The sequence below is a fragment of the Collinsella tanakaei YIT 12063 genome, assembly GCF_000225705.1.
GTDB lineage: Bacteria > Actinomycetota > Coriobacteriia > Coriobacteriales > Coriobacteriaceae > Collinsella > Collinsella tanakaei.
Genome location: NZ_JH126469.1, coordinates 141,790 through 167,427, shown reverse-complemented (window position 1 = coordinate 167,427; position 25,638 = coordinate 141,790). Strand labels below are relative to the sequence as shown.

The 25,638-nt window shown below is 59.1% G+C and carries 17 protein-coding genes and 1 pseudogene; all 18 read right to left on the bottom strand.

Annotation, left to right across the window (positions count from 1 at the left end; all coding sequences use genetic code 11):
• Positions 1-44: 44 nt before the first annotated feature.
• Positions 45-779, bottom strand: coding sequence for a LytR/AlgR family response regulator transcription factor (locus tag HMPREF9452_RS05820; protein ID WP_009141202.1), 735 nt, complete (start codon positions 777-779; stop codon positions 45-47).
• A gap of 44 nt (positions 780-823) precedes the next feature.
• Positions 824-2,233, bottom strand: coding sequence for a histidine kinase (locus tag HMPREF9452_RS05815; RefSeq protein ID WP_009141201.1), 1,410 nt, complete (start codon positions 2,231-2,233; stop codon positions 824-826).
• 249 nt (positions 2,234-2,482) lie between these two features.
• Positions 2,483-3,397, bottom strand: coding sequence for a zinc dependent phospholipase C family protein (locus tag HMPREF9452_RS05810; protein WP_009141200.1), 915 nt, complete (start codon positions 3,395-3,397; stop codon positions 2,483-2,485).
• 275 nt (positions 3,398-3,672) lie between these two features.
• Complete coding sequence (locus HMPREF9452_RS05805) at positions 3,673-4,950, bottom strand: metal-dependent hydrolase family protein (protein ID WP_009141199.1); 1,278 nt, start codon at positions 4,948-4,950, stop codon at positions 3,673-3,675.
• A gap of 177 nt (positions 4,951-5,127) precedes the next feature.
• Positions 5,128-6,582, bottom strand: coding sequence for an APC family permease (locus tag HMPREF9452_RS05800; protein WP_009141198.1), 1,455 nt, complete (start codon positions 6,580-6,582; stop codon positions 5,128-5,130).
• A gap of 440 nt (positions 6,583-7,022) precedes the next feature.
• The gene (locus HMPREF9452_RS05795) at positions 7,023-8,216 is read right to left on the bottom strand and encodes an ATP-binding protein (RefSeq protein ID WP_009141197.1); all 1,194 of its coding nucleotides are present in this window, start codon (positions 8,214-8,216) and stop codon (positions 7,023-7,025) included.
• A 128-nt stretch (positions 8,217-8,344) separates the two neighbouring features.
• Positions 8,345-10,342: a cation:proton antiporter domain-containing protein gene (locus HMPREF9452_RS05790; protein WP_040362473.1), complete on the bottom strand. Its 1,998-nt coding sequence runs from the start codon at positions 10,340-10,342 to the stop codon at positions 8,345-8,347.
• Positions 10,343-10,616: 274 nt separating this feature from the next.
• Positions 10,617-11,579, bottom strand: a complete 963-nt coding sequence (gene arcC / locus HMPREF9452_RS05785; RefSeq protein ID WP_009141195.1) for a carbamate kinase — start codon at positions 11,577-11,579, stop codon at positions 10,617-10,619.
• A 574-nt stretch (positions 11,580-12,153) separates the two neighbouring features.
• Complete coding sequence (locus HMPREF9452_RS05780) at positions 12,154-13,569, bottom strand: MurT ligase domain-containing protein (RefSeq protein ID WP_009141194.1); 1,416 nt, start codon at positions 13,567-13,569, stop codon at positions 12,154-12,156.
• 83 nt (positions 13,570-13,652) lie between these two features.
• Positions 13,653-14,390: a glutamine amidotransferase gene (locus HMPREF9452_RS05775; RefSeq protein ID WP_009141193.1), complete on the bottom strand. Its 738-nt coding sequence runs from the start codon at positions 14,388-14,390 to the stop codon at positions 13,653-13,655.
• Between the two features lie 227 nt (positions 14,391-14,617).
• Positions 14,618-16,081 (bottom strand): M81 family metallopeptidase, encoded by a 1,464-nt coding sequence (locus HMPREF9452_RS05770; protein ID WP_009141192.1) that lies wholly within the window; start codon positions 16,079-16,081, stop codon positions 14,618-14,620.
• Positions 16,082-16,129: 48 nt separating this feature from the next.
• The gene (locus HMPREF9452_RS05765; RefSeq protein WP_009141191.1) at positions 16,130-17,059 is read right to left on the bottom strand and encodes a DUF7916 family protein; all 930 of its coding nucleotides are present in this window, start codon (positions 17,057-17,059) and stop codon (positions 16,130-16,132) included.
• Positions 17,060-17,099: 40 nt separating this feature from the next.
• A complete protein-coding gene (locus HMPREF9452_RS05760) occupies positions 17,100-18,506 on the bottom strand; it encodes a PTS transporter subunit EIIC (RefSeq protein ID WP_009141190.1) in 1,407 nt (468 codons plus the stop codon).
• Positions 18,507-18,593: 87 nt separating this feature from the next.
• On the bottom strand, positions 18,594-19,460 hold the full coding sequence (locus HMPREF9452_RS05755) for a BglG family transcription antiterminator (protein WP_187116502.1): 867 nt from the start codon (positions 19,458-19,460) through the stop codon (positions 18,594-18,596).
• A 399-nt stretch (positions 19,461-19,859) separates the two neighbouring features.
• Positions 19,860-23,402 (bottom strand): pyruvate:ferredoxin (flavodoxin) oxidoreductase, encoded by a 3,543-nt coding sequence (gene nifJ, locus HMPREF9452_RS05750; protein ID WP_009141188.1) that lies wholly within the window; start codon positions 23,400-23,402, stop codon positions 19,860-19,862.
• Between the two features lie 641 nt (positions 23,403-24,043).
• Positions 24,044-24,640 carry a recombination mediator RecR gene (recR, locus tag HMPREF9452_RS05745; protein ID WP_009141187.1) on the bottom strand — a complete coding sequence of 199 codons (597 nt, stop codon included), beginning with the start codon at positions 24,638-24,640 and terminating at the stop codon, positions 24,044-24,046.
• Between the two features lie 29 nt (positions 24,641-24,669).
• Positions 24,670-24,990, bottom strand: coding sequence for a YbaB/EbfC family nucleoid-associated protein (locus HMPREF9452_RS05740; RefSeq protein ID WP_009141186.1), 321 nt, complete (start codon positions 24,988-24,990; stop codon positions 24,670-24,672).
• A gap of 184 nt (positions 24,991-25,174) precedes the next feature.
• A pseudogene (locus tag HMPREF9452_RS05735) lies at positions 25,175-25,638 on the bottom strand (hypothetical protein); the annotation flags it as partial.

Here is a 25,638-nt window from a genome sequence, read left to right as displayed (position 1 = left end):
GACTATCAGCTTTCGCTCAGCGTCCTGTAAAGGCGGTGCAACGTCTACGCCAGACCAAGGCGAACCTTGACCTCAGACGCGCGGCGGCGCGACACGGGCACCGAAGCATCCACCCGCTCGACCTTGAGGTCCATCAGGCCGGAACGCGACACCTCGACATCATGTACATCGTCCAGATTCACCAAAAAGCTGCGGTGCACGCGCATAAAGCCCTGCGGCGCCAGGCGACGTTCGAGAGACGAGATAGACTCGTTCACCAAATAGCTGCCAGCGGCGGTGATCACGCTGGAGTAGTCCGCCTTGGCCTCTATATAGACAATGTCGCTCACGGGGATGAACGCGCGCTTGCCGCCGCGCTCGACCGACAGGCGCATAACGCGCTCCGCCACGGGCGCGGGCGTGCGGGCCGACATAGCGGTAGCCACCTTGTCCAACGCCTTCTCCAGGCGCTTGGTCTCCACCGGCTTGAGCACGTAGTCGACGGCATCGAGCTCAAAGGCCGTAGCGGCGTACTCGGCAAACGCGGTTACAAACACCACCACCGGGGGCGTCTTGAGGTTCGATAGCGTCTCTGCCAGCTTGATACCGCTGGTACCCGGCATCTGTATGTCTAGAAACAGCACGTCCGGACGGCTGCCCAGGATCTTCTCGACCGCCTGCGTGGCGCCGCCCGCCTCATCCACTCTGCCAATGCGCTCGTCTTGCTCAAGCAAATAGCGAAGCTCTGCGCGTATGGGCGGTTCATCATCGACCACCAGAACGCTCCACTGATCACTCATGTCTATCCCCTCTCGAACGTGCTGGGCTCGAACGTGTTGATTGCCTAGGGCAGCAGGCTTTGCGCGGGCGCGGGCTCGTGCGGCTCGCCAATAAGCGCAACCGTGATCGCGGTGCCCTCGCCCTCTTTCGACTCGACCTTAATGCCCGATTCCTCACCAAAGAAGAAGTGGATGCGCATCAAGACGTTGCAGAGCGCAAGGCCGCACCCGCGCTTGATGGAGCCATCTGCCGTCACGGTCTCCGGCTCATCTGGACGAGGAGCCTCCGGTGGGTCAAACAGGTGCTGCTGAACCTTCTCGCTCATACCTATGCCGTCGTCTGCGACCACTATCTCCAGGCCCCGGGCGGTTGTGCGCGACAAAACAAAGATCGACAGCGGCTCGACCTCGCGCATGGCGTGCTTGACGCAGTTCTCTAGCAGCGGCTGCAAGATGAAGGGCGGCACCTTGCACTCCACCGTATCCGGATCGATGCGCGTCTCCACCTTAAGGCGCCCCTCGCCATAGCGCGCCTGCATGAGGTTGATGTAGCGAATGCCCTGCTCCACCTCGCGCTCAAGCGTGGTGAGGCTCTCGGAATCAGACAGCGTTTGGCGGTAGTAGTTGGAAAAGTCGATAAGCAGCGAGCGCGCTTTCTCGGGCTCGGTGCGCACCAGCGACACGATGGTGCCGATGGTGTTGAAGAGGAAATGCGGATCCACCTGCGACTGCAGCGCTCGCAGCTCCACGCGGGCCGAGACCTCGGACTGGCGCTCGAGCTCAAAACTTGCCAGCTGCGTAGAGATAAGGTCCGCAAAGCCCGTTGCCAGCGCGGTCTGGCGCATGTCGATGTTGCTGAAGCGCGGGTAGTAAAGCTCCAGCGTGCCCACGCAGCGGTCGCGCACCGTAAGCGGCGCCACGATGCCCGCGCGTAGACGGGGGAAGAACTCGCGCTCCCGCGTGTCGTTGGCGTCGCGTGAGAACACGCTCATCACCTTGGACGAGACCACGTTGAGCGTGGTATCCAGCACCACGGGCTGGCCGGTGGGATAGCGCTCGCACCCCTCGCCCCAGCTTGCCAGCACCTGCTTGCCGTCGGTGATGCACATGGCGGACGCCAGCGTCTCCGGCAAGATGATCTGGCAGGCGCCCATGGCGGCGTCCGGCGTCATGCCCTTGCGCGTGTGCACAAAGATCTTGGACGCGATGCTAAGCGTGCGGTCCGTTGCGCTAGAGGTAAGGTCATCGGGAACCACGAACACGTAGCTAAAGAAGAAGCACAGCATAACCAGGCCAGCGATGGTGACAACCGCGGGTACCGGGCTGGGGTTTGCCATAAGGTCCCAAACCAGGAGAATCAATAAAAAGGGGACGCACAGTCCCAAGAGAATTGTTGCGACGCGCTGGGCATTTCGCAATGTCCTGGTCATGTTGCGCGACGCCGATTTATGGAACACGCGAGGCTGGTTATCCACTCGGCCCTGCTTTCTCTCTCTTCTCCTTTATGCTTGCTCCCCCATTGTACAAAAGGGCGCTTGATCACCGGGCACCCATCCGACAGGCGATGCCACATCTTCGATGGGCGGGACGAGGTTTACCGATTTTGCATGCATAAAATGAACGGTATAGCCCGTGGGTTCAGCATAAATGAAGCGGCCCGAGAATAAGCCCGAGCCGCTTGCGCAAACCAATGACAGAAGCATTCAGTCAGAAGTCCAAAAAGCTTATTCCTCGCGGTCGAACTCCTCGTCCACGTCCAAGGGACGGCCGGAGTAGTTGACGTGACCGGTGACATCGTCCATGGCGACGCCCTCGATAAAGCGGGCGGCGGCGATGGAGTAGTCGTCCAGCGCGCGGTTGAAGATATCCGGGAAGGACTCGTCAGACTGCGCCTGGCTGAAGGGATTGGTCCACATGAGGTGGTCCAGGTTGCCGGCGCGGCGCGGAAGCTCCACCGTGACGGGGTGCGCCAGACTGGTAAACATAGCGTGCACCTGCGAGATGGGCGAGCCAGCGGGCTCGATAGCACGGTAGGCAAGCTTCATGTCCGCGACGGCGCCGCCGTACTCGTTCGCCCCTATCTCCAGATCGTAGACGGTGCGTGCCATGTGGCTCATCAGCACGCCGGCGACCTTGTTGATGCGCTCAGTGGTGACGATCTCGCTCTCCGGCGGGTAATCGAGGACCGTGGCGTGGTCGCGCTTGAGCTGCAGCATGAGGATGTCCAGGTCGCTCTCTATGACGGCGTGGACGTGGTTTCCCTGATCCGCCAGGGTGGGGTCCGCCTCCATGATGCCCCACTGCTGATCGTAGACAAAGGGATGCGCGTTGCGGTCGAGCGCGTAGTGGGACAGCAGGCCCAGCACGAAGGCGCGGCCCAGGGCGGCGTCATGCTTGTTGAGGCGGCTTACACCGTCGCGAAGCGCCGTGAACTGACGGGACATGCGGCAACGGTGCATGCGCTGGGCCAGGCCCATGCAGTCGCGCATCTTAAGGGTGCGGACGCGGAAGAAGAACGGATCCGGTCCTTGGTTGGCCAGCAGGAACGCACAGCGCTCCTCGTCCGTGTTGATAATGCCGGCGGGCAGACGATCGATGCTCTCTTCGCCGAAGAGATGGTGGGTAATCAAAGCGGGCATAGAGAACCTTTCTAGAAGGTGACAGCTGTCTTTGATTATGCCCCTCCCCGCTGGAGGCTAACGCGTGAAATGAGACGGCTTCCGCCGCTCGGCGGCTCCACCTGAAAAGGTTGCCGGACCGCGCGCCTACCCATCGGTGAACCGTGCGGCCATGCAACCCCCGGGGGCCAACCGCGAACCCCCTTGAGCTCCATCAAAAAGGACCCCGGCGGGCTGGAGTTCCGCCGGGGTCCCGATGAGGGAGTTGGTAAGGTTAGCGTAGCTTGGAGGAGGTGCTACTCGGAGTACTTGTTGCCCTCGCCGAAGGTGCCGGGATCGACGATCCAGCCGTCCTTCATGATGACGTCCATGTTGTCAACGTTGAGGGTGTGGATGTCGGCAGCGACGTCGCCGTTGACAACCAGCAGGTCGGCGCACTTGCCAACCTCGAGGGAGCCGGTCTCGTCCTCGATGTGGCACATCTTGGCGCCGTTGAGGGTGGCGCAGGTGATGGTCTCAACAGGGGTGAAGCCGATCTTGTCGACGAACTCGTACATCTCCTCGATGGAGCAGGTGCCGTACGGGGTGACGAAGGAGAAGGAGTCGGAACCGATGGTCATCACGACGCCGCGCTTCTTGGCCTCGCGCAGGCAGTCGTAGTTGCGCTGCAGCTCCTTCTCGACCAGGGTGCCCTCGTACTTGTCATGCAGCTCGGGGACGTAGACGGGCGGATAGGTGGAGTACCAGGTGGGCAGGAAGGCGATCGTCGGGGTGAAGAAGGTGCCCTGCTCTGCCATGAGGTCCATGGTGCGCTCGTCGATATCGAAGCCGTGGATCAGCTGCTCGCAGCCAAAGCGGACGGAATCGTAAGCGGCGGCGTGGTTGTTGTAGCAGTGGCTCCACACCGGGATGCCCACCATCTTGGCCTCGTCGATGACGGCCTTGATCTCCTCAGCGCAGTAGTGCTGGTCGCGACCGGAGTCCCAGCGCCAGATGCCGCCGCCGGTAGCCCAGATCTTGATGGCGTCGGGGTTCTCGCGCAGGCGACGGCGAACGGCCTTGCGCAGATCCCACGGACCGTCGACCTGGTCGCCCCAGGGGTGGGAGTTCTTGTTCTCGAGCTGGCTGCAGTGATGGGAGTCACCATGGCCGGCGACGCGGCAGAAGCCCAGGCCGGTAGCAAGAACGCGCGGGCCCTTGAAGACGCCCTTCTCGATGCAGTCGCGAACCTGGATGCCGAAGCGGCCGATCTCGCAGACGGTGGTGAGGCCGTGGGTGAGGCAGTCGTAAGCCTGCTTGACGGCGACGGCCTGCTTCTCGAGCAGCGGCTGCATGACCCAGTCGGTGTCATCGTCGGTGAGGTTGCCGGAGAAGTGCAGATGGGTGTCGATCAGGCCGGGCATAACGGTCTTGCCGGCGGCGTCGATAACCTGGGCGCCCTCGGGCACGTCCTGCATAGCGCCGGCGTACTCGATCTTACCGTTCTCGTCAACGAGGACGAGGGAGTTCTCGACCGGATCGGCACCGGTGCCGTCGATGAGCTTACCGCCAACGATTGCAAACTTAGTGGACATGGTTCCTCCTTATGGATCCAAATCACGGAAGCGAGGGGCCGCATATGTTGGGTAAGAGCGGCCCTTCGCAAGATAGCCTACAGATGCGTCCGAGCGCATGCGTATGGACGCGGGCAGGGTGCGGCGCTGCGGCGATAAGCCGGCGACCGCGCAGCATAGCTACCAGCTAGACAGTTGCTATGCCTTCGCCTTGGCACGGGCGTTGGTGATGAACATGAGCACCATGCCAAGGGCGAGCCAACCGAGAACGATGATCCAACCGGTGAGGTCGAGGGACTCGGCGGTGATGGGAAGGACGATCAGGGCGATGATGATCAGACCAGCGGCGATAGCCAGGCCGATACCGAACTTGCCACCGGGGACCTTGTAGGGACGGGGCAGGTCGGGCTCGGTGAAGCGCATCTTGAGGCACGCAAGGGCAACCATGGTGCAGGAGAAGATGAACGCCAGAGCGGAGACCTTGGTCAGCGGGATGAGCATGTTCTTGCCCATGAAAGGACCAACCAGGGTGATGGCAGCGAGGACGATGCAAGCAAGCTTGGGAGCGCCGGACTTGGGATCAACCTCAGCGAACTTCTCGGGCAGCTGGCCCTTGCGACCCATGGCGAGCATGATGCGGCTCGTGGCTCCGTAGAAGGAGTTCATGGGGCCCATGGGGCCAAGCGTCGCGATGCAGAGCATGATGATGTAGAAGATGAAGTTGATGTCCTTGAGGCAGGCCAGCGCGGGCACAGGAGACTCGACGAAGGTGTGCCAGGGCAGGATGGTGCCGAAAGAGTAGATGCAGACCATGTAGAAGCCGCCGGAAGCAAGCAGGGCGAGGGAGATGATCTTGCCAAACTTGTTCCAGTTGAGGCCCTCGGCCGCCTCTTCTGCCTGCTGGGGAATGGTATCGAAGCCAGCGTAGAAGAAGGGGGTCAGCAGCAGGACGGAGAGGATACCGCCAAAGATGTTGTCGGCACCCGTCGCCGCTACGCCGCCGCCGGCGCCGGTGACCTGGGAGAAGACCTGGCCATCGGAAAGGGCGTTCGCCGGGGAGCCGGTAAAGATGGAGATGCCCATAGCCAGCAGCATGCCGCACAGCAGCGCCTTGGTAAGGAAGGCCTGGAGCTTAGCAGCAGAGGATGCGCCGCGGAAGTTCAAGAAGATAACGTAGGCAGCAAATCCCAGAGAGATGATCGTGGGGAACAGGTAGACCTTGGCACCCAGGATCTCATAGAGCTCGAAAGCGCGAAGCCACTCGAGGCCGGGGATGGTGCCGAACATATCGGACAGCAGGGTGGAGATGGCGATAGCCTCCCACGGGCACAGGATGCCGTTACCCAGAGCCAGGAACCAACCGGTGATATAGGAAGGAACGCGGCCAAAGGTGCGGTCAACGTACTCAACGATGCCGCCCGAGATGGGAATGGCAGCCGTGAGCTCGCCGAACACTGCTCCGATGGGAACCAGGAAGATGGCTCCGATGAGGAACGCGATCATTGCGGGAACGGGGCCGCCACCGACGACCATCCAGTCGCCGACCTGAAGCACCCAACCGGTGCCGATGATCGCGCCGAAGCCGATGGTGAAGAAGTTCCAGAGCGACAGTGTTTTCTTCATTCCGCCCTGGTCTGCAGTCGTATCCGCCATATCACTCCTCCTTTCGTAGTTTTGGGACGTGTACCTTCGTCCCTAGCCTTTGGGGCCGCCGTATGGCCTCCCCCTTCGCGGGGAGCGAGCCCGTACCGGCTTGCCCCTCCCCTCTCGCGCGACCGTGCGCGCTCGTTGAGTTGAACAATACGGGGAGCCGGACGGGCGGCGCGGGGCAAACCGATTGGAGGAAACGCCGCTAAAATGAACGGATGCAATTCACCGACCAACGGCGCTGCATTTGAATAAAGCTCCTGCTTGGGTGCCATTTTTACCTGCAGATTTGTTCCCACTGTCGCACGCGTCCCCCGTGCAGTTTTTGGACGAGGAACCTCTACCGTGCGCGCAGGCGACTCAAAAACAGATCCACCCGTATGCCTATTCGCATACGGGTGGATCTGTCTAGCAAAACACAAGGATGCCAAACAAATGAAACGACTCTAGTAGAACAGCTCCACATCGCCCGCGAGAGATTCTTCGACCGTACACGCGCCAGCGTCCGCACCTCCCACAACCAGTCTTTTTGCTTCTGGATGCTCATCGAGAAACGACGCCATGCCACTCTGCCCAGACTCCGCACCGCCCTTGACCTCAATAGCGGTAAGAGCGGATTCGCTGCGAATAACAAAGTCGACTTCTTTATTGCCCTCGCGCCACCACATAACCTCAAAGCCCTCGCATTCAGAGCGCGCAATGAGATAAGCACCGACAGCAGACTCAACCAAATGACCGCGAAGGTCCCCTCGTGCAAGGAATTCCTCAGGACCCCTATCGGACATCGCCGTCATGAGGAACGTGTTATGCACCATAAGTCGAGGGGAGCTACGGCGTTTTGCCACTTCCTTATCCGAAAACTTAGGAAGGGCGGAGAGCATACCCGCTTTTCCCAGCAAGTCCAGGCAATGCGCCACTGTTATGGTGTTGCCCCGATCCTGAAGCTGACCCAGTATTTTTGTGTACGAAAGCTCTTGGCCCGAATACGCACAGCCAAGCCTAAACAACGCGCGCATAAGGGCGGGCTTGCGCACGTCCTCCATCTCCAGAACATCCTTGGAAATTGTAGGCTCCGCTATCGCATCGCGAACGTACGCCTTCCAACGCTGCTTGTCCGCGACAAGCGCCGCCGCACCCAGATAGCCACCAAAGTACAGAAACTGATCAAGCGAAAATCCAAAGGCATCCCTGCATTCCGCATAGCTCCAATGCGGAGAATGGATAAGCTCGAATCTACCCATAAGGGAATCTTCCAAGCCCTTATGAAGAAGCAGGGACGATGAGCCGCTTAGAACGGCGCGGACAGGCGTTCCGTTCATCCTGTCGCGATCGAAAAGAGATTTCACCTGTCGAGCCCAACCCGAGACCTTCTGGACCTCGTCAATGCACAGAACCACCTTCCTCGAACCGTTGCGCGTCATTCCCCTCGCAACTTGCCACTCGCGCTCAATCCACGACTCGTTTGGGTTGGCAGCGTCATCAGCACTAACATAATGCGAAATGACGTCGGCAGCGCTAAGCGCCTGAGCGATCATCGTGCTTTTTCCTGTTTGCCTGGGAACAACGATGATCTGCATCGTCCAGACAGTATCTTCGACAAGGCGCTGAACAAGGGTGGAAACCTGATTCCTTTGATACATGCTCTCACCTCTGCATACATAGCTTTACTAATTACAACTCGTATTTTTACTAGTTATAACTAGTATTTTTGGACGAGAATTGGCAGGTTCATGGGTTTACGCCCACCTCTACCTCGCCCGCATGCGCCCTACGCCAACAGATGCTCGGCCGCCTCGGTCTGCTCAACGGTGCCCATAAGTCCCAAGACATCGCCCGCCTGCAAGGGGGCAGCGGGGTCGACATACGGCTGCACAGACCCCGCACGACGCAGCGCGACCGCCTGGGCGCCGGTGCGACCGCGCACATCGAGCTGCGCCAGCGACTTGCCGGCAGCGCCCTCGCCCACGCTCGCCCATTGGATGTCGATGTCCGACATAGTAGATACCATGCGCTCAAACGCCTGGATACGCTTGGTGCGCGACGTCTCGCCCAGCGCCTCGTAGCCGCTCTCGCGCAGGCGCTCCACGCAACCGGAGATCTGCTTGGGGCGATACCCCAGGTCGATCAGCGTATGGCGAAGCAGCTCTATGCCGCCTTCAAGCTCGGGACGAACAACCTCGTCCGCGCCGGCTTCCACCAGCGCGGCGACGCCGGCGGCGGTATCGGCGCGCGTCACGATCTTGATGTCGGGGTTCGCCGCGCGCGCCTCGCTTGCGATCTTCTCGGCGGAATGCTCGTGACTCATGGCGATTGCAAGTACGCGGGCCTGGTCCAGGTGCGCATGGCGCAGCACTTCGGAGTTCGCCGCATCGCCCACAAGAATGTGCGCGCCCGCCGCCTGCGCCGCCTCCGCCGTCTCCAAATCGCGCTCGACCACCAGGCAGGACACGTCCAGGCGCGTCAACGCATCGACCACGCTTTCACCGGCGCTACCGTAACCAACAACTACCACGTGGCCGCACATATCGCACGCTACCGGCTCGGGTGCTTTGGCATGGCGCTCGTAGAACCTCGCCAGACCCGGACGGCTGTGGATCGCGTGCGCCGCCGGCCCCGCAATCTTGAACACAAAGGTGTTCAGTGCAATCGAAACCACGGCGCCGCCCAAAATAAGGCTGTATTGATCCGCAGACAAAATCCCCAGCGCCATACCGGTCTGCCCGATGATGAACGAGAACTCGCCAATCTGCGACAGGCCGGACGCGATGGTAAGCGATGTCTCGACGCCCGCGGAAAACGCCATGCCCAGCATCATGTTGATGAGCCACTTGCCCACCATGATCAAGGCGACCAGGGCGAGAAGCTCCGGCAGGTGCGCCGCCAAAATTGCCGGATTGACCATCATGCCCACCGATGCGAAAAAGATGATCGAGAACAGGTCCTGGAACGGAATTGCCTCTGCGGCGATGCGGTGCGACAACTTATCGCCGGACACCACCACGCCCGCTAAAAACGCGCCCAGCGCAACCGACAGGTCAAACGCCGCCGACGCCAGCATGGCCGTTCCCAGCGCCACTACCACCACGGCAAGCTGAAATAGCTCGCGCGGACAGGAGCGCTCTATATGGTCGAGGAGCCACGGCAGCGCCTTAGATCCAACAACCAGCATAAGCAGCACAAACGCCGCGGTCTTAGCCAGGGCGACTCCAATCTGCCCCGCAAGCTGCGCGGGCTCCACCTCGCCCGGACCAAACACCACCGGCAGCACCACCAAGATCAAGACGGTGGCAAGGTCCTCTACAATCAGCCATCCCGTGGCGATGCGTCCGCCGCGCGTTTGATACAAGCCCTCATCCGTAAGGTTCTTGATAAGGACCACGGTCGATGCAATGGACACGGAGAGGCCCAGCATGATACCCGCCTGGGCAGACCACCCAAAAGCTTGGGCCAAGCCATAGCCCGCCAACGTGCCCAGCGCAATCTGGATGATGGCGCCCGGCACGGCGATACCTTTGACCTGGGCCAGGTCTTTAAGTGAGAAATGCAAGCCCGTGCCAAACATCATGAACATAACGCCCACTTCTGAGAGCTGGTTCATGGCCTGCGAATCACCAATGAAGCCGGGCGTAAACGGGCCCACCGCCAAGCCGCCCAACAGATAACCCACCAACGGGGGCAAGCGCAGGGCACGAGCGACCAAACCGCCGGCAAACGCGGCGACCAGGGCAAGGACGAACGTCATGAGCAAAATGGTGTCTCCATGCATGGGCGGCACCTTTCGAGATATATAGATGGGCAGCGAACGGGCACGAGGCGCATCCATGCACCCCGCGCACACGTCTTTTTATCCTACCCAGCTAGCGGGCAAATTTCCCGCTTTGCGACAGGCAATATCTCGGTTCATAAAATGTAACGAGCCGCGATGACGGACCCGAAGCATAGATGAAGATGTCATTTAAACGAGGACGCCCCCGCAGGGGGAGCGGGGGCGTCGAGGAGAGAGGTTAGCTTGCAGGTTGCCCTGCTGAAGGGAGACGGGGTTAGCCGCAGATGCGGGTGCCGGAGAGGCCGGCCATGGTCTCGGCGGCCTTGTCGAGGGCTCCGATGATGCAGGTGCGGCCCTTGCGGGAGCGGGCGAACTTGATGGCGGCGCGGACCTTGGGCTCCATGGAGCCCTTGCCGAACTGGCCCTCGTCGGCGAGGCGCTCGGCCTCGTCGGCGGTGAGCTCCTCGAGCTCCTGCTGGTCGGGCTTGCCGAAGTTGATGGCGACGTGCTCGACGGCGGTCAGCAGGAACAGGACGTCCGCGCCGCAGTCCTCTGCGAGCAGCTCGCCGCCCATATCCTTGTCGATGACGGCGGCCACGCCCTTGTAGCAGCCCTTGTTGCCGTAGTCGCGGACCACGGGGATTCCGCCGCCGCCGCAGGCGATGACGATGAACTCGTTGTCGAGCAGGTTCAGGATGGAGTCGGCCTCGACGATCTTCTTGGGCTCGGGGGAGGCGACGACGCGGCGCCAGCCGCGGCCGGAGTCCTCGACGAAGACCATCTCGGGATTCTCGGCCATAATCTCCTTGGCCTGCTCCTCGGTGTAGAACGGGCCGATGGGCTTGGTGGGGTTGGCGAACGCGGGGTCGTCCGGGTCGCACTCGATCTGGGTGACGACGGTGGCGGCGTGCCAGCGCTTGTAGCGGCGGTGCATCTCGCGGCCGATGCCCTGCTGCAGGTGGTAGCCGATGTAGCCCTGGCTCATGGCGCCGCACTCGGGCAGGTCCATGGCGGGGGTGCCGATGGCGTCGTGGGCGGCGGCGAAGGCGTTCTGGATCATGCCGACCTGCGGGCCGTTGCCGTGGGTGATGATGATCTCGTTGCCCTGCTCGATGAGGCCCAGGAGGGCGTGGGCGGCGTGGCCGACCTTCTCGATCTGCTCCTCAGGGGTGTTGCCGAGCGCGTTGCCGCCGAGGGCGACGACGATGCGATCGGGCTTGCCGAGCGGCTTGGACATGGTGGTTTCCTTTCTCACAGAGGAACATTGCTTCTTGTGCCTCTTACCACAAACGCCTAAGCGACGCCTGTGCGCTTGTCTAGGAGTATATTCTCAATATGCTTGTTTTTATTCATTTCTAGCAATAAGGACGGGTGAACGGTACTCTTTTGCCCCTCAGCGTAATCTTGGACGCTTATTTTGAAAGATACCTGCTAATCCTACATATTTCATCATAGTCGCTCATGCATATCTTCCCTGTTGGGCACTCTATATGACTATAGCGCTTGCTGCACTTTATACATCTTATGCATATTCAGCCCTCTGAGCGCTTACGAAATGAGTAAACGGCGCTCAGCATACGATACAGGTTGTTCTTGGTTTTATTCATCGGTTTGCCGGACGGTCCCCGCAACGCGCCGCCCGACGCCCACACTGCCCCCATGCAACCGCGAGCCCACACAATGGCATAGCGGGCCTAAACAACATAGATGCACACAAAAAGAGAGGCGCCCTCAGGCACCTCCCCCCCCATCATCGTTATACAGACGGCTCGCCGCGCATCATGCACGCAGATGCCGCCGGCGCGCGATTCCTACCCGCGCAGGCGCTCCGCCACGCGCGTGCGAAACGCATCGGCCTGCTCGCCGTTAAAGATGTCATACGCGCAGAACACGCCATCGATACCGTCCAGCTCGACCATATCCGCAGCCTCCTGCTCGGTCTCAGCCAGATAAATGTTGTCCTTATCGATACCCGCCATCAGCAAACGCAGCAGCAAATCGTCCGAATTCGCACCCTGGACAATAACCTGCTTGATGGCTGGGTCTGCCAGGTATTCAAAATCAGCCTGATAATACCAACCGGTGTACTCGGTCTTCTTGGGATTGGTTGCGAGGTAGTAATCCGCCAGCATCAGCACCACGGCCTTGTCGCCCGCCTCGCGGCAAATAGTCGCCAGGGCGGTCGAGGTGGCGGTGCTGTTCTCGCCCTTGGAAGCGGTGTTGACCAGGCGCATGCCCTTCACCGTCTCCTCGCTAAAGCGCGCCGCGGTGACGTTGACTTTGCCGTCCGCCAATGTGCGCTGCAGGTCCTTGGCCGAGACACCAAGTTCGCGAGCCGTCACCAACGCGGAAACCAAGTTATACAGATTGGTGATTGAGTACGTGCCGATGTGATAGGTATACTCCGGCGCCACGCCGTCTTTCGCATGGCACAGCTCGCGCACCGTAAACTCATGCGCCTCTTTATCAACGCGGGTCACCAGATAGTCGGGCTCGGGATTCTTGAAACCGCACGACGTGCAGTGTGCGCGACCCAGATGGCGCAGGTGGCACCAGTCATACTCAAGCGCGCCGCCGCACTCCGGGCACGCGGTAAGATCGCAGACAATACCCTCCGGCCCCTCAAGATCGTCCTCAAGATGGTCGATGGAAAAGTAGGTGCGATTGGTCGCCTGCGGCGCAAGGCGGCAGGAGATCAAGTCATCCGCGTTGAGTACCAAATGCGTCGAGGCCGGGATGTTCGCATCGATCACGCTAAAGATATAGTCAGGGTTAGCGTTACGGGTAAAGTTGTCGCGATACAGGTTAGCGACCAGCATCACCTCGGGAACCATATGGGGCAGCACGCGGCGCGAGGACAACTCGTCCAGCTCCATGCATGCTACCTGGCAACGCGGGGAGCCGCTCATACGCGCGTTCTTTATGAGAGAGCTCTCGATACCCGTGATGATGTTGCCGCCGGCGCGGTTGGTCACCAGATCGAACCCGCACGCAAGCAGAATATCGTCCAGCAAATTGGACGTGGTTGTTTTGCCGTTGGTACCCGTTACAAATACAACGCGGCGCGGCTTGGGGCAGCGGGCGAGAAAATCGGGGCAGATGGCCTCGGCAACGGAACCGGGAAGCTGGCCGCCGTTTCTGCGGGCAAGCTTAAGCGCGGTGGCCGTTGCCTTACCCGCGGCGAGCGCGAGGTAGAAGCGAGGCGTTTTGCTGGTGGAAGTACTCACTATTATGAACTCCTTGGCTAGGAGGGCGTGTAGTGCATGTTTGTGGACGAGGACAGGTCGCGGGCCTAAACCCAGCCTAGCGCCTAGACATCCATACCCGGGGTCGCGAAATCCTTGACGCGCTGGCTATAGGACCTCATCGAAACGCCTTCGAACGCCAGGGGCGCATCCGCCTCGCCCATGGTATCGAGCAACCAGCGGGTGAAAGGCGGATTGATGGTGAGAAGCGGGCCCAAAAACCAAGTGCCGATGAGGTTCTTGCGACGCACGCCCTCGTAAGCACTTTTCTTGTTGATGCCAAAACCCTGTTTGAGCACGCAGAAGGGACATTTTTCATTTTTGCCCTCGGCCTGCGTGAATTGCATTTTGAAACCGACGATATCGATGGGGTCCGCCCCCGGCGCGGGCTCAAAGGTGCCCAGGCCAACGCCGGTGAATCGCTGGGGCGTCAGTTGGTGCGTCACGATATCAAACAGTCCCAGGCCGGTGATGCCGCGGCCCTCCGGCGTAATGATCATGTTGCCCAGAAGCTCGACCGCGTTACCGGTAAAGAGCATGGGGACGCCGGCGTCTGCGAGTTCCGCCAGGCGGTCGCGATACGGCATGAGCGCCTCGAGCACACGCTCCTGCTGGCGCTCGGTCATGCCGCATAGCAGGACCAACGACAGGTCATCGCGCGTGGCAAACGCGGGGACCTCGCCAAACGCGGTTTCTATAAAGGTGGCATGAGGCAGGCAGGCGCGAAGGTACATCGCGTTGCCGTTGTCCCCCGCCTGGTTGCCAAATTCGGGATAGAGTATCTCAACTGTTGTTTGCGCCATTCAATTCCTCCCGTTCAATCCATCCGCATGCAATTATCCAACATGCGTGCGCATGAGGACGGCGCAACCATATAAAGAGCAGAGCGTGCAGGAAGGCGACGCGAGAAGCAGCAAAACCCGGTAGAAACCCAACGTGATGCAAAGGCAAATCCGCACGCGCTGGCGCTGCACGCAAATAGGGGCCTGCAACGACCAGCCACAGACCCCTAAAAGTAAATTCAGATTCCCTATTTGATAAACGTTAATTCGTCCACATCATCAATTGGCCACATCGGACGATAGACGCGCTTGAACGGAATGTTCTCGGAGCGCTGAATGGTTGGTCCGTCAGTCAACGCCATGACATGGAATGCGGTCTCCGGGATGAGATAGGTATCCAGATAGCCCATTTTCACCACCACGATATCGTAGTCATGGAAGTCGACCCCTGCGTACGCAAACTGCTCCATCGTTCCATATTGCACGTTGCGGTTGACGACAAGAACATCGATGGGAGCCCTGTCAATTGATACCACGTAGCATGGACCCACCACGTGAATCTTACCGAGACCCATCGCCGCTTCGCCAATATGCGCTAGCGTTCCTTCAATGGCAACGGGAGCGCTCAGATCGTCAAACCCCGTACCGAGTTCAAAGCTCACATGGCTTCCCACTGTAACAGAAGACAGTTCTTCGCATGCTCCCGCATCGTTAATGCCTGCGACAAGAACACGCTTCTTGCCAACGCTCTGAGTAAGCAGCTCGCGCAAAACAAGTGTGCTTTCACCGGCACCACCCGCACCACAGTTGTCGCCCGAGTCTGTGATGACAGCGGTCTTCCCGTCAAATTCAATAGCCGCACGCACCGCTTCATCAAGTTCACCGTAATTACCCGTGAACTTAAACTCGAAACGATGGTCCCACGCATATCGCGAGATACGTTCAGCCACCTGAGCGCAATACTCCGTATCGCCTGGATCATTAGGAACGACAACCACAGCAGCGCCCAACTTGTCGTCATCGTGACGAATATATCCAATGTGGTATGAACATGAGAACACGCGTTGATCCTCTTCCGCCTCATCAAGCAGACGGTTTATAGAACACATCGGTTCCATAGCAGAAACGCTTCGCTCGCCGCCGACCATAATGGGAATCTTCCGCATAACGGGCCTCATGGGACGCCGATGCTCCATAAGATCGACGAGCTTTTCTGCAACGACCCGCTCGGTATCGACAGAATCGGAATGTGGTGACTGACGATAGCACCGAACAATATTGACGCGTGAAACAAGATCTTGCGTCACGTTGCCATGAGGATCCATGACCAGCGCGACAGGAATATACCTGCCTGCTATTTCGCGTATTCGTTTAAGCAAAACGTGCTCTGCAGATACCTCTTCAAGATCGCGAATGCCGCTTGCCCCGTGAAACTGCAAATAGATCGCATCTATCTCGTCTATATTACTTTTGAGAGTATCGAGAATGGTATCGCAAATGTAATCGAACGCAGCCTTCTCAATCATGCCACTTGGGTGCAACGAAGCGAAGATCGAAGGCACAATCTGGATGCCATGCCCCTCGAATATATCGCGCACATGCATCGCATCTATGCATTCATCGCCATAGAGCAGCAAAAAGTCATCGAGCGTCGCATCTTTGCGAACATGCTCGTTGCACTCCGACGTCATATGAGCAACAAATACCTTCATGCTTGTTCTCCCATCTAGAGGGGCGCCGCGACGCGACGTCCCTCCCTTCTACCTGCACACCGATAGCGCCATGCGCCGATAGGTGTGTTGAATGCCTCGAATCGCGATGCTATAAGCCATTATGTTCTCCGGCAAGGCGATACCGATAAAACCGGTGTCACCAATATGATGGATATCCGTCCCCGCTTGCTTCGCCATAAGAGCAATGGCACGAATTGTCGAAGTGTCCGCCCCCTCTTGAGAGGTTCCAATCGATGTCATAGCCAACTTGCCCTCACGATGAACAGCACCCACAAGAGAGCGAACCAATTCGAGTGTGATTCCAGGGACCGTCCCCGGAGCAGGCATAAGAATGATATCAGCACCATCGCGAGCAAACGAAGCAACATCTTCCACGGTGATCAGGCGCTCTGAAGATTCTGAGGCAACACCGGAACAATGCATGCGCCCAGCAGCAATAATCACTCGATCGCCAACAGCATCGCTCAGCTCTTTCACGGCCGCATGCACGCGCTCGTTGCTCACGCCGTGGCCGGGATTGCCCGTGACGAGAATGATGTCTATCCCCAAATCGGCAGCGCGCCTCGCATTATCCGCAGTTGCTGCCAAGCCGGGCAACATCTCGTTCCAAGCACCAGGCCCGCCCTCGTCGACGCTGCTACCAAGGTTACCGGGCTCCAAGTTGATTCCAACAGGACGTCCCGTCATCTTCTTGAGCATTCGTATCGTTTCTGCCGGAGGACACGGGGGCAGCCCAACGATCGAAGGATTTGCCACGTCAAAGAAGTTGAGCAAAAGGATATCAGCTCCCATTGCCGCGCAAACCTCAGAGTTGCACGCACCGGTGATAGGGCATGGCAAATTGACAATACTCTCGGAAACAAGCGTCCGGCCTTCACTTGCCGCAATCGCCTTTAGTAACTCATCCTTACCCATTGCAGCAAAATCGCTCGCAACACAATCAAGCAGTCGCTTCATATCGTCCACTCCTCTCGTTCAACTTTTTCAAAAGGCGCGATCAATCTTTCTGAATGACTTTCTTCTGAGAAATACGAGAGCCGATGAGCGAAATCGCAAACGATAGACCAAACGCCACGGCGGAGGCGATTATTCCGGGCATCAACGATGTTCCATCGCCTCCAGCGAACACGGTTGCAAACAAAGCGTTACCCGTTCCCAGCACCCATGCCTTGCAGCTAAAGAGACCACCGATTACTCCTCCAACAAAACCACCAGAGAACAACGCAGCCCAATTGAGCTTGTTGGGAAGTAAGCTTGTATAAATCGTCGGCTCGCTTACACCACCAACACCAAGCGTCACGGCATTTGAAACCGCCATCGAGCGCTTCTCGCCGCGCTGGGTAAACACGCTTGCCACGGCAACACCAAGAAGCGCATAAGTGCCAAACACGGCGCTGCACCAAAACAGATTATCAAATCCATGCTGTGCAAACTGCTGCAGAACAATAGGAACAATAGCCTTGTCCATACCGAGAGCAACGAGGAAATACCACAGTCCACCGATGAGACCAATAGCAATAGGACCTGCAACCTCGGCGAGCCATGCAGCGAAGGCGCCGATCAGATTGCCCATCCAGCTACCCAGAGGTCCGATCACGCACAGGCTGATGGGGAGCATGATCATAATCGTGAACAGGGGAAGAAACGCGTAACGCAATGACTCCGGCATATGCTTACGCAGGAAACCGTACACGTAGGACATAATCCACACGGATACGATGCTGGGCAGGAACTGGCTTGAGTATGTAACGGGCGTCATCGGAATGCCATACACCGTAAACGGAGTCTGGTCGGCCACAATCTGCATCAGCGTTGGATGAATCAGCACCGCGCCCAAAAACATAGCGACCGGAGCGCTTGTATTGAAGTACTTCGCTGCTGACCAGGCGGCAAACACGGGCATAAAGTACATTCCGGCATTGCCTACGAAATTGAACAGAACAATTAGATCATGATCGGCAGGTAGGAGATTAAGAAGGTTTGGACCCAACACGGACCCAAGAAGAAGCATAAGACCAGCAGGGATAAGGATGGGAATGAGAGGGAAAATGCATCCGGATAGTGCATGAAGCATATTGCCGGGAATATCCTTGATGGAAAACGGCTTCTTCTCAAGATCGGCATCCAGATTCTCATCTATTCCCGCCATGCGCTTGAAGCCTCCTAGCTCACACATAGCATCATAGACCTCTTCGACCGTCTGCCCAACAACGACCTGCAGTTGCTCGCCAGCCCACTGCGTTCCCAGAACGCCCGCGATCCCCTTCATAGCGGCCTCGTCGTACGCGCTCTTATCCTTCAAGATAAAACGCAGACGCGTGACACAATGGGTAAAGGAACTTACGTTGTCCTTACCTCCCACGCACGCTAGGACTTTCTCTCCGATATCCGAATACTTCGACATCGTTCCTCCTTGTTACGTTGCCGTACCAATCAGCTCTTCTCGGCCCCGCGCGCTATGAGCCTTGAAAAGCTGGTATCTCATGAGACCCTAGGCCTCACAATCAACATCACAGCGCTCAATCTGAGCCTTCTCGCACAATCGGTTTATATGCATGATGAGATACAACAGCTCCTCGTCCGATAGCTCGCGCGACATACCATCAAGAAAGATCGCGGCAATAGAATCGGCGATATCGGATGCATCGGGATACTCTCGGGCAAGCATGGGATACATAGAAGCATTCCCACTTGTAAGCGACTTGCCCCCAGAAGCACGCATATAGAGATACTGCAAATGTGTTGCGAAACGGCTGAAATTGAAACTCGATCGGTCGAGATCGATTCCAAAGCCCTTCTCTATTACGCAAACGGAACGTTCGAGAAGCTCATCGAATGACAACTGGGAATCGTCAGCTGAGTCCCCGTCACCCTCCGCACCACGATCCATATTGTTAACGAAGCACAATGCAATACCCGCCGCTTCTCGCTGCGGAATGGACAAGCCAAACTCGCGACTCATCCGCTTACAGAGATGCAAGCCAACCTCGTACTCAGCTGGATATTGCTGCTCCACATCGAAGACAAGCGGCATGTGAACGGCAATTCCTTCCCTAATGCGCTTGAGGGCAAAACTCAAATGGTCTGCCAATACGAAGGTAAAGTTCGAGCTCAATCGATAGGCAAAACGATCTCGAACCAAGTCTACAGTCTGGCTAGCAAGGGATAGGACCCGCGGATCAATTTCTTCCAACAACAGGGAACTCTGGGGGTCAAGGTCGTAGAACGTCCTCTGTACGCGCCGCAAATCCACCTCGGAACCCAACTCGCAAAAACCTATTCCTTTGCCAAAGGCAACAAGTTCCTCACCGTTGTCGTCTATACATAGCACAGCGCTGTTATTAATCTTTGCGGTCACGCGCATCTCGTCCTCCCTCCCTGTGCATCTCTAACAAAAAAACTCCCGGAGCAGTATCCATGCGAATCTCACATTGGATAGCGCTTCGGGAGTCCCAAATAACGTTCCAATTAAATTTATACACCGGCATTAAACCGCCCTATATGTCCTCCGGTGAACGGCAAGCCTCTTTCCGCAAGCGGATTCCGCAAGCGAATCAAGTTGGGGTGAAACAAGCGATTCAAATACGAAGCCAACTCAAAAGAACGACAGATAGACATCGATACGCCCATCCACCGCCCAGCCTACGAGAATAGTTCTCAAACAAAAGGGACCAGCTCGCCCGCGAAGACGAGTTGGTCCCTTGTTCTACCGGTCAAGCGTTAAACGCATGCCCTAAAAAAGCAGTCCGAAAAAGCTTTAGGCCTCGTTATAGAGGGTCTTGAGCTTCAGCAGGTGCTGGTAGCGCTCCATAGCCGCCTTCTCATTAGCAGCGAAGAGCTCCTCGGCACGCTCCGGGAAGGAACGGGTGAGGGAGGCGTAACGGGCCTCGTTCATCAGGAAGTCCTGATAGCCGCCTGCGGGCTCCTTGGAGTCGAGCGAGAACTTCTTGCCCTCGTCGGCAGCCGGGTTGAAGCGGAAGAGGTTCCAGTAACCGCACTCGACAGCCTTCTTCATCTCGGCCTGGCAGTTCTGCATGCCGCCCTTCTTGATGGAGTGCATCTCGCAGGGGCTGTAGCCGATGATGAGGGACGGGCCGTCGTAAGCCTCGGCCTCCTGGATGGCCTTGAGGGTCTGAGCCGGGTTGGCGCCCATAGCGATCTGGGCGACATAGACATAGCCGTAGCTCATAGCGATCTCGGCGAGGCTCTTCTTCTTGATGGCCTTACCGGAAGCTGCGAACTGGGCAACCTGACCCAGGTTGGAAGCCTTGGAGGCCTGGCCGCCGGTGTTGGAGTAGACCTCGGTATCGAAGACGAAGACGTTGACGTCGTTGCCGGAAGCCAGGACGTGGTCCAGGCCGCCGAAGCCGATGTCGTAAGCCCAACCGTCGCCGCCGAAGATCCAGAAGGACTTCTTGGTGAGGTATGCCTTATCGGCCAGGATAGCCTTGGCCTTGTCGCAACCGCAGGCCTCGAGCTGCTCGATGTAGGCGGCAGCGGCGGTCTTGGAGGCCTCGGCGTCGTTGCGGGCGTCCAGCCATGCCTGAGCAGCGGCCTTCAGCTCGTCGGTAGCGCAATCGCTGGCCATGAGCTCCTCGGTCTCGGCGACGAGCTTGCCCTGGACGGCCTTGTAGCCAAGCTCCATACCCAGGCCGTGCTCGGCGTTGTCCTCGAACAGGGAGTTGTTCCATGCCGGGCCGTGACCGTCCTTGTTGGTGCAATAAGGAGCGGTGGCAGCGGGGTTGCCCCAAATGGAGGAGCAGCCGGTGGCGTTGGAGATGAACATGCGGTCGCCGCAGATCTGGGTGACCAGGCGAGCGTAAGCGGTCTCGGCGCAGCCTGCGCAGGAGCCGGAGAACTCAAGCAGCGGCTGCTTGAACTGGCTGCCCTTGAGGTTCTTGTTGATGAGAACGGGCTTCTCGGAGACGTTGGCGACGCAGTAGTCGAAGGTCTTCTGCTCGACGAGCTCGCCCTCGGCGGGAACCATGGTGAGAGCTTCCTTGGGGCAGACCTTGGCGCAGTTGGTGCAGCCCATGCAGTCGAGCGGGCTGATCGCGATAGCGAACTTGAGGCCGGTGTCCTTGGGAATCTTGACGTCGAGGGTGCGCATGGTATCGGGGCCGGCGGCGACCTCGTCCTCGGTCAGGCCGAACGGACGGATGGTGGCATGCGGGCAGACATACGCGCACTGGTTGCACTGGATGCACTTGGTCTCGTCCCAATGCGGAACCATAACGGCGACGCCGCGCTTCTCATAGGCAGAGGCGCCCAGCTCGAACTGGCCGTCGGCGCAATCCTTAAAGGCGGAAACGGGCAGGGAGTCGCCGTCCATGCGGGCGATGGGCTCCATGAGCTCCTTGACCTGTTTGGCGATGGCGCTCTTCTGATCGTCGGTGAGGATCTCAGCGGGAGCCTCGTCCGTGGCGTCAGCCCAGTCAGCGGGGACGTCGAACTTCTTGAAGGCGGTAGCGCCGGCGTCGATGGCCTTGTGGTTGGCGTCGACGATGGCCTGGCCCTTCTTCATGTAGGACTTGGTAGCGGCGTCCTTCATGTACTGCAGCGCCTCCTCGGCGGGCAGAACCTTTGCCAGCGCGAAGAACGCGGACTGCAGAACGGTGTTGGTGCGCTTGCCCATGCCGACCTGCTCGGCCAGGTCGATAGCGTCGATCAGGTAAACCTGGATGTCGTTCTTGGCGATGTAGCGCTTAGCGGTCGCCGGCATGTGGGAGGCGAACTCCTCGGGCGTCCACTGGCAGTTGACCAGGAAGGTGCCGCCGGGCTTGACGTCGCGGACCATCTTGAAGCCCTTGACGATGTAGCTGGGGTTGTGGCACGCAACGAAGTCGGCCTTGGTGACGTAGTAGGGGCTACGGATGGGCGAATCGCCAAAGCGCAGGTGGGACACGGTCACGCCGCCGGTCTTCTTGGAGTCGTACTGGAAGTAGGCCTGGACGTACTTGTCCGTGTGGTCGCCGATGATCTTGATGGAGTTCTTGTTGGCGCCAACGGTGCCGTCGCCACCGAGGCCCCAGAACTTGCACTCGATGGTGCCGGGGGCAGCGGTGTTGGGAGCGTCCGGATCCTCAGCCAGGGACAGGTTGGTGACATCGTCCACGATGCCCACGGTGAACTCGCACTTGGGAGCGTCAGCCTTGAGCTCCTCGTAGATCGCGAATGCGGAGGCAGGGGTGGTGTCCTTGGAACCCAGACCGTAGCGGCCGCCGATGACGGTGATGTCGCTCTTGCCGGCCTCGTAGAGAGCGGAGACGACGTCCTGATACAGAGGCTCGCCGATGGAACCCGGCTCCTTGGTGCGGTCCATGACGGCGATCTTCTTGACGGTCTCGGGGAGAACGTCAACGAAGTGCTTGATGGAGAACGGACGGAACAGGCGAACCTTCACCAGACCGACCTTCTCGCCCTTGGCGTTGAGGTAGTCGATGACTTCCTCGAGGACGTCGCAGAAGGAACCCATGCAGACGACGACGCGGTCGGCGTCGGGAGCGCCATAGTAGTTGAACAGGCCGTAATCGGTGCCCAGCTTGGCGTTGATCTTGCCCATGTACTCCTCGACGACGGCGGGAAGCGCGTCGTAGGCGGAGTTGCAGGCCTCGCGGTGCTGGAAGAAGATGTCGCCGTTCTCATGGCTGCCGCGGGTGTGCGGATGCTCGGGGTTGAGAGCGTGATCGCGGAACGCCTGGACAGCGTCCATGTCGCACATCTCGGCCAGATCGTCGTAATCCCAAACGGCGACCTTCTGGATCTCATGGGAGGTGCGGAAACCGTCGAAGAAGTTGAGGAACGGAACCTTGCCCTCGATGGCCGCGAGGTGGGCGACCGGAGAAAGATCCATGACTTCCTGGACGTTGCCCTCGGCGAGCATGGCGAAGCCGGTCTGGCGGCAGGCCATGACGTCGGAGTGGTCGCCGAAGATGTTGAGCGCGTGGGAAGCGACGCAGCGCGCGGAGACGTGGAACACGCCCGGCAGGCCCTCGCCAGCGATCTTGTACATGTTCGGAATCATGAGCAGCAGGCCCTGAGACGCCGTGTAGGTGGTGGTCAGAGCGCCAGCGCCAAGGGAACCGTGAACGGTACCAGCAGCGCCTGCCTCGGACTCCATCTCGACGACGTTAACGGGCGTTCCGAAGATGTTCTTCTTGCCCTGGGCTGCCCACTGGTCGACGTGATCGGCCATAGGGCTGGACGGCGTGATGGGATAGATACCCGCCACCTCGGTGAACGCATACGAAACGTATGCGGCGGCCTCGTTGCCGTCCATAGACTTGAACTTACGCGCCATATACCCCTCTCCTCTCGTGTGGGTGTACATGTGTGGGGGCGCGTCACCCCCGTTCGGACTCCCTCGGCGAGCGCGGAACTCCGGTGTTGCCGTTCGCATGTAGACGTGCCCAGGCGATGTCGGGAAACGCCCTCAGATCAAAATCTGCATGCAGGCTCATTGTACCCCCATATTTCGGTTAGCCTTATCTAATTGCGAACGTACTCACCTCAGATGTTGAGATTCACGATTAGACGAGGTAACCCCGTATATTGAGACCTTGCGAGTCCAAATATCATCAGGTATTACAAGTAACTTTTTTTCGCTTTAAAATTGTTCTTTGTAATACCTGGAAGGATGCCGGCCTTTTCCAGAAATGGCCCGCTGTAATACCGGTATTGCAATAAACCACTTTGACGCCTCAAAATGGTCATCCTTAATACCAATTTTGGAATAGGCATTAAGGATGACCATTATTTCGAAGAAAAATGGTAAATGGTAATACCCAGGATCATCTGCGTATTACCATTTACTATTTCTGTAGCTAAAAGTGGTCAGAAGTAATACAAGTATCACTTCTGACCAAAACGTAATCGCATGTAAGACGCGCCTTGAAACACCAATGCGACCGCCCCGAAGGCACCGCCCCTTTCCGGCTGTCGCTACAACGTGCGACGCGCCTCGATGGCACGCCCCAGGGTCAACTCGTCCGCATACTCAAGATCGCCGCCCACGGGCAGCCCACTCGCCAGACGGCTCACCGCCACGCCCAAGGGTTTAATGGTGCGGGCGAGATAGCTCGCGGTGGTCTCCCCCTCGATATTGGGGTTGGTCGCGATGATGACCTCTTGGATGTCCTCTGCGCCCAAACGTCCTATGAGTTCGCGGATGCGCAGCTGGTCCGGTCCGATCTTGTCCATGGGGCTGATGACGCCGCCCAGCACGTGGTACAGACCGTGATAGCTGCCCGTGCGCTCGATGGCGGACACGTCGCGCGGCTCGCCCACCACGCAGATTCGGGTGGTGTCGCGCGTGGAATCTGTGCAGATATCGCACTCGTCCGCCGTAGCGTAGTTAAAGCATCGACTGCAAAAATGAACCTGCTCCTTCACCTGCAAAATCGCATGGGCCAGCCGGCGCGCCTCCTCGGCGTCCGCCTCCAGAAGGTGATACGCGATGCGCTGGGCGGACTTAGGGCCAATGCCCGGAAGCCGCCCCAGCTCATCGAGGAGTATTTGCAAGCTGCGGTCTGCTGACATCTCCGTCTACTCGTCCAATCGCGCGGAAACTAGAAGGGCATGCCGGGGATATTGAGTCCACCGGTGATGGAGCTCATCTGCTTGCTGGCGACCTCACTGACGCCACGGATAGCCTCGTTGACGGCGGCGACGATCATGTCCTGCAGCAGGTCGACGTCCTCGGGATCGAGCGCATCCGGGTCGATCTGGATGGAGACCAGCTCGAGATCGCCGTTGACGGTCGCCTTGACCATGCCGCCGCCAGCGGAAGCATCGATGGTGACGTCCTTCATGCTCTCCTGCGCCTGGGCAAGCTGCTCCTGCATCTTGCGGGCCTGCTTCATCATTTCCTGCATGTTCATTCCGGCCATGGGGACTCCTGTCTGGTCGAGGGGCGCGGGTGGCCCCGGCTTTCGCTTCTTTTACGTTTGGCATGGTACCACGCGCGCGAGGGCGCCGTAGCGCCACGCCCCCCGTAGGCGCGTCCGCGACGGAAACCGCCGGACCGCGGCAAGCGGCTTGCGATGGAAGGCGGCAGCAGGGGACAAGGCGGGGCTACTCGCCAGGCTTGAACACGATGCCGGGGCCAAAGATGTCGCCCAGCATGGACTTGGCCTCTTCCTCGTTCTTTGGAATCTGGTCCTCGGCACCGGGATGAGTCGCCCACGGCAGGGCTCCGGGCGCAGCCGCGGGGGCAGACGGGGCGACGGGGGCAGATGCGGGCAGCGCGGAATTTGGAGCCACGGACGGGGCCGCCGTCGGCGCGGGCACGGACGGCGTCGCGGGCGCGTCTGCGGGCAGGTCCACGGGCGGAACGTCCGCGTCGCCCTCATAGGCGGCAATCGCGGCGTCGTCATAGGGAACCTGCTCATCCTCCCATGCCTTGCGATCCACCTCGATATCGCGCTCGGCAACAACGGTGGGACCGCTTGTATGGTCAGCCTGGGGAGCTGCCGCGGGCACGGGGGCCGGTGCCGGAGCTGGCTGTTGCGGAACGGGAGCCGGGGAGCTCGCGGGGG